Here is a 14,391-nt window from a genome sequence, read left to right as displayed (position 1 = left end):
GGGTCAGAGCTGGTGGAAGCGGCCCGCCTCGATGTCGCGGGCGAGCCGCGCGATGCCAGTCTTGAACCGCTCTGTCATGCGCGTCTTGGCCAGCCGTATCGTCTGAAGCAGCAGCCGTGCCTGTATAGTCTGGGGATGCAGGTCGATGGCGACCGCAAGGCGGGTCTGAGCCGGTGCCAGGCGAACCAGATCGACGGTGCCGATGCTGGACAGGCCGCTGACGGTGGTCTGGACGACCAGGGTCTCGGGCGGCAGGAACCCGGTCAGTTCCGAGCGCACCGACCGGGGCGCGCCGCGAAAGGTGAACTGCCCCGCCCATGTCATGCCCGGCCCCGGCGCCGCCAGCGTGTCCAGCCGCGTGATCTCGGCGCCGCGGCGCAGCGCGGCCCGTTCCAGCCGCTCGAAATCCGTGATGACGGCAAAGACTTCCTCGATGGGAAGACCGATATCCTCACGCGTCGAGAACTTCATGGCACCTCCGGAGCCCCGTTTCGTTGTCGCGTCAATCCAGCCGGTCTGCAAGCCACAATCGCAGGATGTGATGCGCGATGGCGCCCTTGCGCGCGGGCAGGATGTCCTCGCGCTCGCCCGCCAGGGATGCCAGCAATTCCTCGCGGCTGACCCAGCGCGCCGCCTCCAGTTCCACGGGATCGAGCGTGATCTCGCGGGTGGTGGCGCGGCCATGGCAGCCGATCATCAGCGAGGCGGGGAAGGGCCAGGGCTGGCTGGCCAGGTAACCGACCTCGGCCACCGCGATCCCGGCCTCCTCGGCCACCTCGCGGCGCACCGCGGCCTCGACGGTCTCGCCCGGCTCGACGAACCCGGCCAGCAGCGAGAACATGCCCTCGGGCCAGCCCGGCCCGCGCCCCAGAAGCACGGAATTGCCATGGGTTATCAGCATGATGACCACGGGATCGGTGCGCGGGAAATGGGTGCCGCCGCAGGCCGGGCAGGCGCGCTGCCAGCCGGCCTGGACGACGCGGCTCTGGGCTCCGCAGCGGGCGCAGAACCTGTGCGTGGCATGCCAGCCCAGCACCGCCCGCGCCGTGGCGGCCAGTTCCGCATCAAGCGGCGTCAGCCCGGTCATCACGCGCCGCAGCTCGGTAAAGGCATGGGTCTCGGGCAGGCCGGGATGGCGCTGTTCCGAAGGGTCGAGAAACGCGCCCAGCGTGTCGGGCATCTCGGCCGGCACCCAGTCCGACAGGTCCACCGCAAGGCGCGCGGCGCCCCCGGCCAGGCCCAGGAAGACGGTCTCTCCGCCCGTCGCGCCAAGGACCGGATGATCCGGCGCGATCCAGCCCAGACCGTCCGGGCCGACCAGCGGCTTGCCCTGCCACAGCGGCAATGCGCGCGCCTGCGGGGCGGCGCGCAGCCCGGCCAGCGCGGCGGCGTCCATGCGCAGTGCCGCGGCGCGGTCCAGACCGCCGCCCCCGAATGTCACCTGCTCTGCCAGACGCATCTCCCGCCTCCCGGTTCCGGCCTTCGCCCGGCTTGCCATGCCCGATCCGGCAAGGAAAGGGTGCTCGCCCTATACGATAGTATGACCACCCCTTGAACTCCCCAAGGAGGTGGTGTCAGATGGCGACAAGACGTAACGGTCCTTCGTCGGCGGATCACGTCGGGGACGTCCCGTGTCGGACGGTCGGGAAACAACCTCAACTGCCGGGCCATCCAGGCCGGCGTCGCTGCGGGAAGAGACGTTGAGCGCGCCGCATTCCTTCTCCAGACGGGCAACGGCCCGGCAGGCCCATCTGCGCCTGATGGGGACGACGGATCTGCACGTCCATATCTATCCCTACGACTACTATACCGATCGGCCTGTCGACACGGTGGGCCTGGCGCGCACCGCCGCCCATATCGCGGGTATCCGCGCCGAGGCGACGAATTCGATGCTGTTCGACAATGGCGATTTCCTGCAGGGCAACCCGATGGGCGATTACATCGCCTATGAACGGGGCATGCAGGACGGCGACATGCACCCGATCATCCAGGCGATGAACGCGGTCGGCTTCGACGCCTCGACACTGGGCAACCACGAATTCAACTACGGGCTCGATTTCGCCATGCGCTCGATCGCGGGGGCCGAGTTCCCGGTGATCTCGGCCAATATCGTGCGCTCGCTCGGCGCGCGGCCGACCGAGGACGCGACGCTGGTGGCGCCCTTTGTCGTGCTCGAACGGATGCTGACAGACGGGGCGGGCATGGCGCATCCGATCCGCGTGGGCGTGATCGGCTTCACCCCGCCCCAGGTGATGACCTGGGACCGCCGCCACCTGGAGGGCAAGGTGGTCGTGCGCGACATCGTCGAGACGGCCCGCGCCTGGGTGCCGGTGATGAAGGCCGAGGGCGCGGATATCGTGATCGCGCTGAACCATTCGGGCATCGGCGAGCCGGGCCATGTCGCGGGTCAGGAAAATGCGGCCGTGCCGCTTGCCGCGGTCGAGGGTCTGGACGTGGTCATGGCCGGCCATCAGCATCTGCTGTTTCCCGGCCCCGGCTTCGAGACGATCGCGGGCGTGGACGCCGACAAGGGCACGATCCATGGCAAGCCCGCGGTGATGGGCGGGTTCTGGGGCTCGCATCTGGGCGTGATCGACCTGTTGCTGGAATGGGCCGACGGCGGGTGGCGGATTGTCGGGCATGAAAGCACGCTGCGCCCGATCTCGCGCCGCAACGACGATCGCACGGTGACGCCGCTGGTCGAAAGCGAGCGCAACGTGCTCGATGCCGTCGCCACGGAGCACCGCGCCACCTTGCGCTACATCCGTCGCGCGGTGGGATGGACCTCGGCGCCGCTGTTCAGCTATTTCGCGCTGGTGGCCGACGATCCCTCGGTGCAGCTCGTCGCGAATGCGCAGATGTGGTACGTCGCCGAGATGCTGAAGGGCACCCCGCACGAGGGGGTTCCGCTGCTGTCGGCCGCGGCCCCGCTCAAGGCGGGCGGTCGCGCGGGGCCGGACCACTATACCGACGTCCCCGCGGGCGAGATCGCGATCAAGCATGTGGCCGATCTCTACCTGTTCCCGAACAGGCTGCGCGCGGTGCGGATCAGCGGGGCCGATCTGCGCGGATGGCTGGAACGCTCGGCGGGCCTGTTCAACCGGATCGAGCCGGGCGGACGGAACCAGATGCTGCTGAACCCGGATTTCCCCAGCTACCATTTCGACGTGATCGACGGGGTCACCTACCAGATCGACCTCAGCCAGCCCCCGCGTTTCGATGCCAAGGGCAAGCTGATCGCCCCCGATTCCTGGCGGATCCTGGACCTTGCCTGGCAGGGGCGTCCGGTGACCGACGACATGGAATTCGTGATCGCGACCAACAGCTATCGCGCGGGCGGGGGTGGCGAGTTTCCGGGGGCCAGGGGCGACACCATCATCCTCGAGGCGCCGGACACCAACCGCGACGTTCTGGTGCGCTATATCGCCGAACAGGGCACCATCGACCCGACGGCCGACAACAACTGGCGCCTCGCGCCCTTGCCCGGCACGACCGTGTTGTTCGACACCGGCCCGCGGGCGATGCGCTATCTGGACCAGATGACCGCGTTGAGACTCGAACCCGCAGGCGATGCACCGGGCGGCTTCATCCGTTTTCGTCTCGCCCTTTAGGCGAGTTTGCTGGCGGCAAGGGGGTGTTCGCGTATTGGAAATACAACAGCCCCGGATCGGAAATAATTGCACCGAAATGAAAATTGCCACGGTTCTGCCCCTGTGTTACCGCAGGGGTCACAATTTTTATGGCGACAATACGGCATGCGGAGGCGCCCGTGATGAATTCCCTTTCGATCCCCGTGGTTCTGGCGGCATTGAGCTGCGCGACGCTGGCCGAGGCGTCCACGATTGCCATCCGCGGGGTTGACGTAACGGTTTCCGGCATCGGAACTGCGGCCTTGGGCGAGGTCGACATGACCCGCAGCACCGACCTGCCCTCGGGCGCGGCCTGGCAGGCCGGAACCGCGATCACGGAACTTCCGACTGCGGAGTTCGGCATCGACAATGGCCCCGACCGCGATCTTGATCCCTGCCGCTTCGCCTGCTCGCCCTTCTATGGCGGTGTCTACGAGGTCGAGGCCACCTATTCCGGCAAGGACGTCGCCGATCTGGGCCCGCTCGGCTGGGAGACGACGCCGTTCTGGACGGTTTTCGCGCCCACCGATGGTTCCGAGGGCGCGCGGAACGAGGCCGTGCTGACCTTCGGCTCGACGCGCTCCGTCCTGTCGATGCTCTGGGGTTCGCCCGACCAGGATAATCATGTCGAGTTCCTGCTGGGCGACACGGTCGTGGGCGACTTCTGGGGCGCGGATTTTCTCTCGTTCAACGATTTCGAGATCGTCAAGCAACCGGGGCAGGGCGCCGTTCATGTCTCCTTCTCGGGCATCGACTTCGACGCGGTCCGGTTCTCGGCCTATATGGGCGGCGGGTCTTTCGAGTTCAGCAACGTCGTCGCGCCCGTTCCGCTTCCGGCGGGGGCGCTCTTGCTGCTGACCGGGCTCGGCGCCCTGGCAGCCGCACGCCGGGCGCGCGACTGAAGCCACCGAACGGCCCGGGCCGGGGGCTGAACCCGGCCCCGTCTGCCCTTTTCGCCGATGCTGGAATTTTCCCGCGATCCGTGGTCAAATGCCGCAGGGAAAGGCCCCCGTGCCTGCGCGCCGGGGCCGCGATTGGGGGGACGCGACATGATCGGAAAAGGGCTTACGGGCTGCGTGCTGGGCGCAGCCCTTTTCTGTTCTGCGGGACAGGGTCTGGCGCAGAGCAATCTCACCGAAATCGGCAGGTGCCGCGATGACGGCATCGCCGGCGGCACGGTCGAACGCACGCGCGGCGCAACGCATTGCAACATCAACACCGCGCTCGCCGCGGCGCGCAATTCCGCCATCGCGGCGGCAGAGGCGGCCGCCGCCAATGCCTGTCCCACGCCGATCAGCACCGCGAATGCGCAAAACCGTTGCAGCGCGGCCGGAAGCTTCTTTGCGCCGACCGCGATCCCGAACGTCCAGGTGCAGCAAAGCCAGGGGGCCACCGCCGCGGAACGCGCCGCAACCCATCTGAAACGGGTCGGCAATAGCGGCATCTGCACCTATACGCGCGTGATCGCCGAGCGTGAGCAGAGCGACCTGACCGACAGATCCTGCGGCATCTGGCCGTTCAGGTACAACCGGCGCACCGTTCTGGCCGACGCCCGCGCCGCCTGCGGGGTGATCTGCCGCTAGGGGCGGCTGCGCCTTGCGAATCCGTCGCGTGACGCCTATGTAACGGGGCGAGAGGTTGGCGCGGGCGAGCGCCTCGCCAACCCGGTCAGGTCCGGAAGGAAGCAGCCGTAACGAGCCCCGTTCGGGTCGCTGTCCAGCCTCTCACCTCTCCCCCCGATGCGCTGGACGCCGCAGCATGCAGCCCCTAGGCTGGCACGCGCCCCGAATCCACGAGGACCCATGGCCGAGACCCAAGGCACCGCCTACCAGGTGCTCGCCCGAAAGTATCGCCCCGCGACCTTTGCCGACCTGATCGGGCAGGATGCCATGGTGCGCACGCTTCGCAACGCCTTTGCCGCCGACCGGATCGCGCAGGCTTTCGTGATGACGGGCATCCGCGGCACCGGCAAGACCACGACCGCGCGGATCATCGCCAAGGGGATGAACTGCATCGGCCCGGACGGGCAGGGCGGGCCGACGACCGATCCCTGCGGGCTGTGCGAGCATTGCGTCGCCATCGCCGAAGGCCGCCATGTCGACGTTCTCGAGATGGACGCCGCCAGCCGGACCGGCGTGGGCGACATCCGCGAGATCATCGACAGCGTGGCCTATCGCGCGGCCTCCGCACGCTACAAGATCTACATCATCGACGAGGTTCACATGCTGTCCAACAACGCGTTCAACGCGTTGCTGAAGACGCTGGAGGAACCGCCCGCCCATGTGAAATTCATCTTCGCCACGACCGAGATCCGCAAGGTGCCGGTCACGGTGCTGTCGCGCTGCCAGCGCTTCGACCTGCGCCGGATCGAGCCCGAGGTGATGATCGCCCATCTGCGCCGCATCGCGGAACTGGAAGGCGCGCAGATCAGCGCCGAGGCGCTGGGCCTGATCACGCGGGCGGCCGAAGGGTCGGTGCGCGACGCGATGAGCCTTCTGGATCAGGCGATCTCGCATGGTGCGGGTGAAACGACGGCCGAACAGGTGCGCGCCATGCTGGGGCTGGCCGATCGCGGCCGGGTGCTGGACCTGTTCGATCTGATCGTGTCGGGCGATGCGGCGGGCGCGCTGGCCGAACTGTCGGCGCAATATGCCGACGGGGCCGATCCGATGGCGGTTCTGCGCGATCTGGCCGAGATCACGCATTGGCTGAGCGTCGTCAAGATCACCCCCGAAGGCGCCGACGACCCCACCGTGGGCCCAGACGAGCGCGCCCGCGGCCGCGCCATGGCCGAGCGGCTGTCGATGCGCGTGCTGGCGCGGATGTGGCAGATGCTGCTCAAGGCGCTCGAGGAGGTCGCGCAGGCGCCGAACGCGATGATGGCGGCCGAGATGGCGGTGATCCGGCTGACCCATGTCTCGACCCTGCCCACGCCCGAGGACCTGGTCCGCCAGCTGCGCGAGACGCCGCCCACGGGACCCGCGCCTACGGGCGGACCCATGCCCGGCGGGGCGGGGCAGGGCGCGCGCGCGCAGGCGGTCGCCATGCCACGTCCGGCACCCGGCGGCGGCGGGGCCGCCACGGCGCTGGCCCAGTCCCCCGAACCGACGCTGGCCGCCTATGGCTCTTTCGCGCAGGTGGTCGAACTGATCCGCGCCAGCCGCGACATGAAGCTTCTGTTCGAGGTGGAATCCTGCCTGCGGCTTGTCAGCTATGCCCCCGGCCGGATCGAGTTCGAGCCGACGGCCGATGCGCCGCGCGATCTGGCCGCGCGGCTTGGCCAGCGGTTGCAGGCGCTGACCGGGGCGCGCTGGGGCGTGTCGGTCGTCGCCTCGGGCGGTGCTCCCACCCTTGCCGAGACGCGCGCAGCGGAAGAGGACCGGCTGACCGCGGCCGCCCGCGAACATCCGCTGGTGCAGGCCGTTTTTGCCGCCTTCCCAGAGGCCGAGATCATCGACATAAGGACCCCCGAAGCCCCGGCGCCGGATGCCGCCCTGGAGGCGCTGCCCGAGGTCGAGGACGAGTGGGACCCCTTCGAGGACGACTGAGCAAAGGAGACACGCGATGCTGAAAGGATTGGGCGGCCTTGGCGACATGGCCAAGATGATGAAGGCCGCGCAGGAAATGCAGACCAAGATGGTGGCGCTTCAGGAAACGCTGTCCACGACCATCGTGGTGGGCGAAAGCGGGGCGGGGCTGGTCAAGGCCACCGCGACCGCCAAGGGCACGCTGACCGCGCTGGACATCGACCCCTCGATCTTCAATGCCGAGGAAAAGGAAGTCGTCGAAGACCTGATCCTCGCCGCGATCAAGGACGCGCAGGAAAAGGCGACGGCGAAGACCCAGGAAGAGACACGCAAGCTGTCCGAGGAACTGGGCCTGCCCGCGGGGATGGGTCTGCCGATCTGATCCATGGTTTTCTTCGGCTATTCAGATGCAGCGAAACTGCCTCTAACCGAAGAAGCGGTAGAGTATGTGATCTCCGAGGCTCGTAGAGCCTATCTCACGCAGATCGGTGGGTTCTTGGGGATCACCATGCTGTTCGGATGGATCGGAGGCGCTTCCACTGGTCCGGCTGCCGAAATCATGTTCGTGGTGGGCGGATTTGGTCTTCCGTTCTTTGTGGTGAGCATTGTTACGTTCTTCAATGGGCATCTTCCCCACGCTAAGTATGTACGCCGCGATATCCTTACCGCGTTAGAGCGGCAAACCGATCCTGCGGCTTTTTGGTGGGCATACCGCGATCTTTTCCCGATGGCATGGAAATGAACTCTCCGCGCGAGATCGAGACGCTGATCGACATGATGGCGCGGCTGCCGGGACTTGGCCCCCGGTCGGCCCGGCGCGCTGTGCTGCACCTGATCCGCAAGCGCGCGGTCCTGCTGGCGCCGCTGGCCGAGGCGCTGCGCCGGGTGGCCGAGACGGTGCGCGAATGTCCCCGCTGCGGCAACGTCACCACCGCCGACCTGTGCGAGATCTGTGCCGATGACCGCCGCGCCAATGGCGAGATCTGCGTGGTCGAGGACGTGGCCGACCTCTGGGCGATGGAGCGGGGGGGCGCGTTCAAGGGCCGCTATCACGTTCTGGGCGGCACGCTTTCGGCGCTGGATGCGGTCGGCCCCGCAGATCTGCGCATCCCCGATCTGGTGGCCCGGGTGCGGGACGAGGGGATTTCCGAGGTCATCCTTGCGCTGAATGCCACGGTCGATGGCCAGACCACCGCCCATTACATCGCCGAGGAACTCACCGGGACGGGGGTTGCCATCACCTCGCTCGCCCAGGGCGTGCCGATCGGGGGCCAGCTTGATTATCTCGATGACGGCACGATCAGCGCCGCCTTGAGGGCACGCAAGGGGTTCTGAGCCCGGCTCGCGCCCCCATCACGCAATCTCAACTTGAATAGCCGGCAAGCCGCCCCTTAGCCTAGCGCGACGCGCACCCTGGATCGTGTCTGCGACACGAGGGGTCCACCGAGGAGGAATTCGCCGATGCCCACGCCCCGCCCCGCCCGTGCCACGGCCCTTGCCCGCGCGGTTCCGCTTCGGCTCTGGCTGACCGCATGGGGGCTTGCGCTGGTGCTGGCGCTTGGGGCGCAGCAGGCGCTGGCCGAGCAGAAGGTGATCGTCTCGCACGCCATCTCGACCTTCGGCGAGCCGAAATACCCGGCCGATTTCCCCCATCTCGATTACGTCAACCCCGACGCGCCCAAGGGCGGCGAGATCTCGGTCTGGGCCTTCGGTTCGTTCGACTCGATGCATCCCTACACCACCAAGGGCCGGTCCGCGGGCCTGGCGAGCGTGTTCTTCGAATCGCTGATGACCGGCACTGCCGACGAGATCGGCACGGTCTATGGCCTGCTGGCCGAAACCATCGAGTATCCCGAGGATCGGTCCTGGGCGATCTTCAAGCTGCGCCCCGAGGCGCGGTTCTCCGATGGCTCGCCGGTCACGGCCGAGGATGTCGTCCATTCCTTCGAGCTGTTCCGCGACAAGGGCCTGCCCAGCTTCCGTGTCCAGCTTTCGCGCCAGGTCGACCGCGCCGAGGTGCTGGAGGATGGACGGGTCAGGTTCACCTTTGCCGAGGGCGTGCCCACCCGCGACCTGCCGCAACTGGTGGGCGGGCTGCCCGTCTTTTCCAAGGCGCATTACATCGCCAGCAACCGCGACTTCGAGGAATCGAGCCTTGAGCCGCTGCTGGGGTCCGGGCCCTATGTGCTGGGCCGGATGGATGTCGGCCAGACCGTCGTCTACCAGCGCAACCCCGATTACTGGGGCGCCGATCTGCCGGTCAACCGTGGACGACAGAATTTCGACCGCATCCGCATCGAATATTACGCCGACTACAACGCCGCCTTCGAGGGGTTCAAGGGCGGCAGCTACACCTTCCGCAACGAGGCGTCGTCCAAGATCTGGGCCACCGGCTACGATTTCCCCGCCGTGCGCAATGGCGGTGTGCTCAAGGCCGAACTGCCCGACGGCACCATCGCGACCGGGCAGAGCTTCGTCTTCAACCTGCGCCGCCCGCAATTCCAGGACCCCCGTGTGCGCGAGGCGATCGGGCTGATGTTCAACTTCGAATGGTCGAACGAAACGCTGTTCTACGGGCTTTACGCGCGGGTCAACTCGTTCTGGGAAAACAGCCACCTGGCCGCCGAAGGGGTGCCGGGCGAGGGCGAACGCGCACTGCTGGAGCCGCTGGTGGCCGAGGGCCTTCTGCCCGATACGATCCTGACCGACGCGGCGGCGATGGCCCCCACATCCGGCGCGCGCCAGCTTGACCGGGCCAACCTGCGCCGGGCTTCGGAATTGCTGGACGACGCGGGCTGGGAGGTTGGCGCCGACGGATTGCGGCGCAAGGACGGGCGCACGCTACGGGTCGAATTCCTGAACGACAGCCAGACCTTCGACCGGGTCATCAACCCCTATGTGGAGAACCTGCGCCGCGCGGGCGTGGATGCGGTCCATACCCGCGTGGACAACGCGCAGGCGACAAACCGCGAACGCAGCTACGATTTCGACGTGGTCACCGCGCAATTCCCGATGGACTACATCCCCGGTTCGGGACTCAAGCAGTATTTCGGCTCGGAAACCGCGGACACGTCCGTCTTCAACATGATGGGCCTGAAAAGCGAGGCCGTGGACCGCCTGATCGAGCATGTCCTGGCCGCCGACGACGATGCCCAGGTCGAGACTGCCGTCAAGGCGCTGGACCGGGTGCTGCGTGCCGAACGGTTCTGGGTGCCGCAATGGTTCAAGAACACCCACACGGTCGCCTATTTCGACATGTACGAGTATCCCGACCCGCTGCCGCCCTACAGCTTGGGCAATCTCGATTTCTGGTGGTATAACGCCGAAAAGGCCGCGGCGCTGCGTGCCGCCGGTGTGCTGAGATAACGAGGCAGAGCAGCCCATGGGCGCCTATATCCTGCGGCGATTGTTGCTGATCGTCCCGACGCTGTTGGGCATCATGATCATCAACTTCACCCTGACCCAGTTCGTGCCCGGCGGCCCGATCGAACAGATCATTGCCCAGATGGAGGGGCAGGGCGACGTCTTCCAGGGCATCGCGGGCGGCGGCGATGTGGGCGAACGGGCGCAGGGCTTTGGCGATGACCGCTATGTGGGCGCGCGCGGCCTGCCGCCCGAGTTCATCGCGGAACTGGAACGCGAATTCGGCTTCGACAAGCCGCCGCTGGAACGGTTCCTGACGATGATATGGAACTATATCCGCTTCGATTTCGGCCAGAGCTATTTCCGCTCGGTCGCGGTGGTCGATCTGGTGCTGGAAAAGATGCCGGTCTCGATCACGCTGGGGCTGTGGTCCACGCTGATCGCCTATCTGGTCTCGATTCCGCTGGGCATCCGCAAGGCGGTGCGCGACGGCACCCCGTTCGACACCTGGACCAGCGGCGCGATCATCATCGCCTATGCGGTCCCGGGCTTCCTGTTCGCGGTGCTTCTGCTGGTGCTGTTCGCGGGCGGGTCCTATTTCCAGTGGTTCCCGCTCAGGGGGCTGACCTCGGACAATTTCGACGAGCTCAGCCTGCTGGGCAAGATCGGCGACTATTTCTGGCACATCACCCTGCCGGTGCTGGCCACGACGATTTCCAGCTTCGCGACGCTGACGCTGCTGACCAAGAACTCGTTCCTCGACGAGATCCGGAAGCAATATGTCATCACCGCCAAGGCCAAGGGGCTGACCGAATCCCGCATCCTTTACGGCCATGTCTTCCGCAACGCGATGCTGATCGTGATCGCGGGCTTCCCGGCGATGTTCATCGGCGTGTTCTTCGGCGCCTCGATCATCATCGAGACGATCTTCTCGCTCGACGGCCTTGGCCGGCTGGGCTTCGAGGCGGCGGTGGCGCGGGATTACCCGGTGATCTTCGCCACGCTCTATGTCTTCGGGCTGATCGGGCTGCTGGTGGGGCTGATCTCGGACCTGACCTATGTGCTGGTCGATCCGCGGATCGACTTCGAAAGCCGGGAGACCTGAGATGTTCGCGCTCTCCCCCCTGAACCAGCGCCGCTGGCGGAATTTCAAGCGCAACCGCCGGGCCTATTGGTCGCTGATCCTGTTCGCCATCCTGTTCGGCCTGTCGCTGTTCGCCGAGGTCATCGCCAACGACAAGCCGATCTATGTCCGCTACCAGGGCGAGAACTTCTTTCCGATCTACCGCTTCTACCCCGAAACCGCCTTTGGCGGCGACCTGCGCACCGAAGCCGTCTATCGCGACATCGAGGTGCAATGCCTGATCCTGACCGGCGGGCTGGAGGAGTGCTGGGACGCGCCCGAGGACCTGATCGCCGAGGCAAGGACCGGCGTGATCGACGGGCAGGACATCGCGCAGGGCCGCATCATCTGGCCGCTGATCCCCTACAGCTACAACACCATTTCGGACATTTCGGGCACCGCACCGGCTCCGCCCAGCGCGGATCACTGGCTGGGCACCGACGACACCGCGCGCGACGTGGTGGCGCGGGTGATCTACGGCTTCCGGCTGTCGATCTTCTTCACGCTGATCGTGACCAGCATCGCCTCGGTGATCGGGATCGTGGCGGGCGCGGTGCAGGGGTTCTTCGGCGGGATCACCGACCTGATCTTTCAGCGGGTGATCGAGATCTGGACCTCGACGCCCCAGCTTTACATCATCATCATCCTGTTCGCGGTGCTGGGGCGCAGTTTCTGGCTGCTGGTCTTCCTGACCGCGCTGTTCGGCTGGCCCGCGCTGGTCGGCGTGGTGCGGGCCGAATTCCTTCGGGCGCGCAACTTCGAATATGTCCGCGCGGCCCGCGCGCTGGGCGTGTCGAACGCCACGATCATGTTCCGCCACATGCTGCCGAATGCCATGGTGGCGACCCTGACGCTTCTGCCCTTCCTGATTACCGCGACCATCGGCACGCTCGCCTCGCTCGATTTTCTGGGCTTCGGGCTGCCCTCCTCGGCGCCCTCGCTCGGGGAATTGACGCTTCAGGCGAAACAGAACCTCCAGGCGCCCTGGCTGGGCTTCACCGCGTTCTTCACCTTCGCGATCATGCTGTCGCTTCTGGTGTTCATCTTCGAAGGCGTGCGCGATGCCTTCGACCCCAGAAAGACCTTTCGATGAGCGCGGTCCTCAAGGTGCGGAACCTGTCGGTCAGCTTCCGGCAGGACGGGCGCGACATCGCCGCCGTGCGCGGCGTCAGCTTCGAGGTGGGCCGGGGCGAGACCGTGGCCATCGTGGGCGAATCCGGGTCGGGCAAGTCGGTTACGGCGCTTTCGACCGTGGCGCTGCTGCCCGGCAGCGCGACGGCCACGGGCTCGATCACCTATGGCGGCGAGGAACTGATCGGCGCGTCCGAGGCGCGGCTGCGCGCGGTGCGGGGCAACGATATCAGCTTCATCTTCCAGGAGCCGATGACCTCGCTCAACCCGCTGCACACGCTGGAAAAGCAGCTGACCGAAAGCCTTGCGCTGCATCAGGGCCTGACCGGCGCGCCCGCGCGGGCCCGGGTGCTGGAACTGTTGCACAAGGTCGGCATCCGCGACCCTGAATCCCGCCTCAAGGACTATCCGCACCAGTTGTCGGGCGGACAGCGCCAGCGGGTGATGATCGCCATGGCACTGGCCAACGGGCCGGAATTGCTGATCGCGGACGAACCCACCACCGCGCTGGATGTGACCATCGAGGCGCAGATCCTCGAACTGCTGGCCGAGTTGAAACGCGCCGAGGGGCTGAGCCTTCTGTTCATCACCCATGATCTGGGCGTGGTCCGCCGCATCGCCGACCGGGTCTGCGTGATGAAGGATGGCGAGATCGTCGAGACCGGCCCGACCGAAAGCATCTTCACCGCGCCGCAGCACCCCTATACCCGCAAGCTTCTGGCTGCCGAGGCAGTGGGCGGCCCCGATCCGGTCAAGCCCGACGCGCCGGAAGTGATGCGCACCGAGGCGTTGAAGGTCTGGTTCCCCGTCCAGCGCGGGTTCCTGCGCCGCACCGTCGGCCATGTCAAGGCGGTGAACGCGGCCGACATTTCCGTGCGCGCGGGCGAGACGCTGGGCATCGTGGGCGAATCCGGTTCCGGCAAGACCACGCTGGCGCTGGCGATCATGCGGCTGATCTCGTCCGAGGGGCGGATCGTCTTTCAGGGCAGCGGCATCGACGGGCTGAAATCGCGCCAGATGCGCCCGCTTCGCCGCGACATGCAGATCGTGTTCCAGGACCCGTTCGGCAGCCTCAGCCCGCGCATGACCGTCGAGCAGATCGTCGCCGAGGGGCTTGGCGTGCATGGCGCCCGCTCGGGCCGGTCCGCGCGCGAGGAAGTGGCGCAGATCCTGACCGAGGTGGGGCTGGACCCCGCGATGATGCACCGCTACCCGCACGAGTTTTCCGGCGGGCAGCGCCAGCGCATCGCGATCGCGCGGGCCATGATCCTGCGCCCGCGCCTGCTGGTGCTGGACGAACCGACCTCGGCGCTGGACATGACGGTGCAGGTTCAGATCGTGGACCTGCTGCGCGAGCTGCAACGCCGCAACGACCTGGCCTATCTGTTCATCAGCCACGATCTGCGCGTGGTCCGCGCGCTCAGCCACAAGGTCATCGTGATGAAGCAGGGCGACATCGTCGAGGCGGGTGAGGCCCGCGCGATCTTCGAGGCGCCGCAAAGCGGCTATACCCGCACGCTGATGCAGGCCGCCTTTGGCGTGCCGGTGGCCGCCGCCCAATAGAACGCGCAAAAGGAAAACGCCCGCGGCGGGGGATGCTGCGGGCGTCAGGCGGGGC

13 protein-coding genes and 1 other RNA gene are annotated in these 14,391 nt (G+C 66.9%); 12 read left to right on the top strand and 2 right to left on the bottom strand.

All coding sequences use genetic code 11. From position 1 onward, the window contains the following. Positions 1-3 precede the first annotated feature (3 nt). Complete coding sequence (locus NHN26_RS07780) at positions 4-471, bottom strand: SRPBCC family protein (RefSeq protein WP_253088926.1); 468 nt, start codon at positions 469-471, stop codon at positions 4-6. A 31-nt stretch (positions 472-502) separates the two neighbouring features. After that, complete coding sequence (gene nudC / locus NHN26_RS07775) at positions 503-1,459, bottom strand: NAD(+) diphosphatase (protein WP_253088925.1); 957 nt, start codon at positions 1,457-1,459, stop codon at positions 503-505. Between the two features lie 301 nt (positions 1,460-1,760). On the opposite strand from nudC, the gene NHN26_RS07770 reads away from it, so the two are divergent. The 12 genes from NHN26_RS07770 to NHN26_RS07715 all read left to right on the top strand — a co-directional run bounded on the left by NHN26_RS07770 (position 1,761) and on the right by NHN26_RS07715 (position 14,336). Then, a complete protein-coding gene (locus NHN26_RS07770) occupies positions 1,761-3,611 on the top strand; it encodes a bifunctional 2',3'-cyclic-nucleotide 2'-phosphodiesterase/3'-nucleotidase (protein ID WP_253088966.1) in 1,851 nt (616 codons plus the stop codon). A 161-nt stretch (positions 3,612-3,772) separates the two neighbouring features. Then, positions 3,773-4,531 carry an Npun_F0296 family exosortase-dependent surface protein gene (locus tag NHN26_RS07765; protein ID WP_253088924.1) on the top strand — a complete coding sequence of 253 codons (759 nt, stop codon included), beginning with the start codon at positions 3,773-3,775 and terminating at the stop codon, positions 4,529-4,531. Positions 4,532-4,678: 147 nt separating this feature from the next. Beyond that, positions 4,679-5,212 carry a hypothetical protein gene (locus NHN26_RS07760; RefSeq protein ID WP_253088923.1) on the top strand — a complete coding sequence of 178 codons (534 nt, stop codon included), beginning with the start codon at positions 4,679-4,681 and terminating at the stop codon, positions 5,210-5,212. Positions 5,213-5,261: 49 nt separating this feature from the next. Further along, positions 5,262-5,358: signal recognition particle sRNA small type (gene ffs, locus NHN26_RS07755), an RNA gene on the top strand. A 73-nt stretch (positions 5,359-5,431) separates the two neighbouring features. Continuing rightward, positions 5,432-7,177, top strand: a complete 1,746-nt coding sequence (locus tag NHN26_RS07750; RefSeq protein ID WP_253088922.1) for a DNA polymerase III subunit gamma/tau — start codon at positions 5,432-5,434, stop codon at positions 7,175-7,177. A gap of 16 nt (positions 7,178-7,193) precedes the next feature. Next, on the top strand, positions 7,194-7,538 hold the full coding sequence (locus NHN26_RS07745) for a YbaB/EbfC family nucleoid-associated protein (protein ID WP_132695521.1): 345 nt from the start codon (positions 7,194-7,196) through the stop codon (positions 7,536-7,538). A 3-nt stretch (positions 7,539-7,541) separates the two neighbouring features. Further along, the gene (locus NHN26_RS07740; RefSeq protein ID WP_253088921.1) at positions 7,542-7,898 is read left to right on the top strand and encodes a hypothetical protein; all 357 of its coding nucleotides are present in this window, start codon (positions 7,542-7,544) and stop codon (positions 7,896-7,898) included. Further along, positions 7,895-8,491, top strand: coding sequence for a recombination mediator RecR (gene recR / locus NHN26_RS07735; protein ID WP_253088965.1), 597 nt, complete (start codon positions 7,895-7,897; stop codon positions 8,489-8,491). Before NHN26_RS07740 ends, recR begins: the two co-directional genes overlap by 4 nt. 126 nt (positions 8,492-8,617) lie before the next feature. Beyond that, the gene (locus NHN26_RS07730; protein WP_253088920.1) at positions 8,618-10,522 is read left to right on the top strand and encodes an extracellular solute-binding protein; all 1,905 of its coding nucleotides are present in this window, start codon (positions 8,618-8,620) and stop codon (positions 10,520-10,522) included. Positions 10,523-10,538: 16 nt separating this feature from the next. After that, a complete protein-coding gene (locus NHN26_RS07725; RefSeq protein ID WP_253088919.1) occupies positions 10,539-11,624 on the top strand; it encodes a microcin C ABC transporter permease YejB in 1,086 nt (361 codons plus the stop codon). A gap of 1 nt (position 11,625) precedes the next feature. Then, positions 11,626-12,735, top strand: coding sequence for an ABC transporter permease (locus NHN26_RS07720; RefSeq protein ID WP_253088918.1), 1,110 nt, complete (start codon positions 11,626-11,628; stop codon positions 12,733-12,735). Further along, a complete protein-coding gene (locus NHN26_RS07715; protein WP_253088917.1) occupies positions 12,732-14,336 on the top strand; it encodes an ABC transporter ATP-binding protein in 1,605 nt (534 codons plus the stop codon). Before NHN26_RS07720 ends, NHN26_RS07715 begins: the two co-directional genes overlap by 4 nt. Positions 14,337-14,391 lie beyond the last annotated feature (55 nt).

Origin of the sequence: Rhodovulum tesquicola, from assembly GCF_024128855.1 — a bacterium.
Taxonomy (GTDB): domain Bacteria; phylum Pseudomonadota; class Alphaproteobacteria; order Rhodobacterales; family Rhodobacteraceae; genus Rhodovulum; species Rhodovulum tesquicola.
The sequence above is the reverse complement of the archived record's forward strand: the minus strand, read 5'-3'. Positions and strand labels throughout refer to the sequence as shown.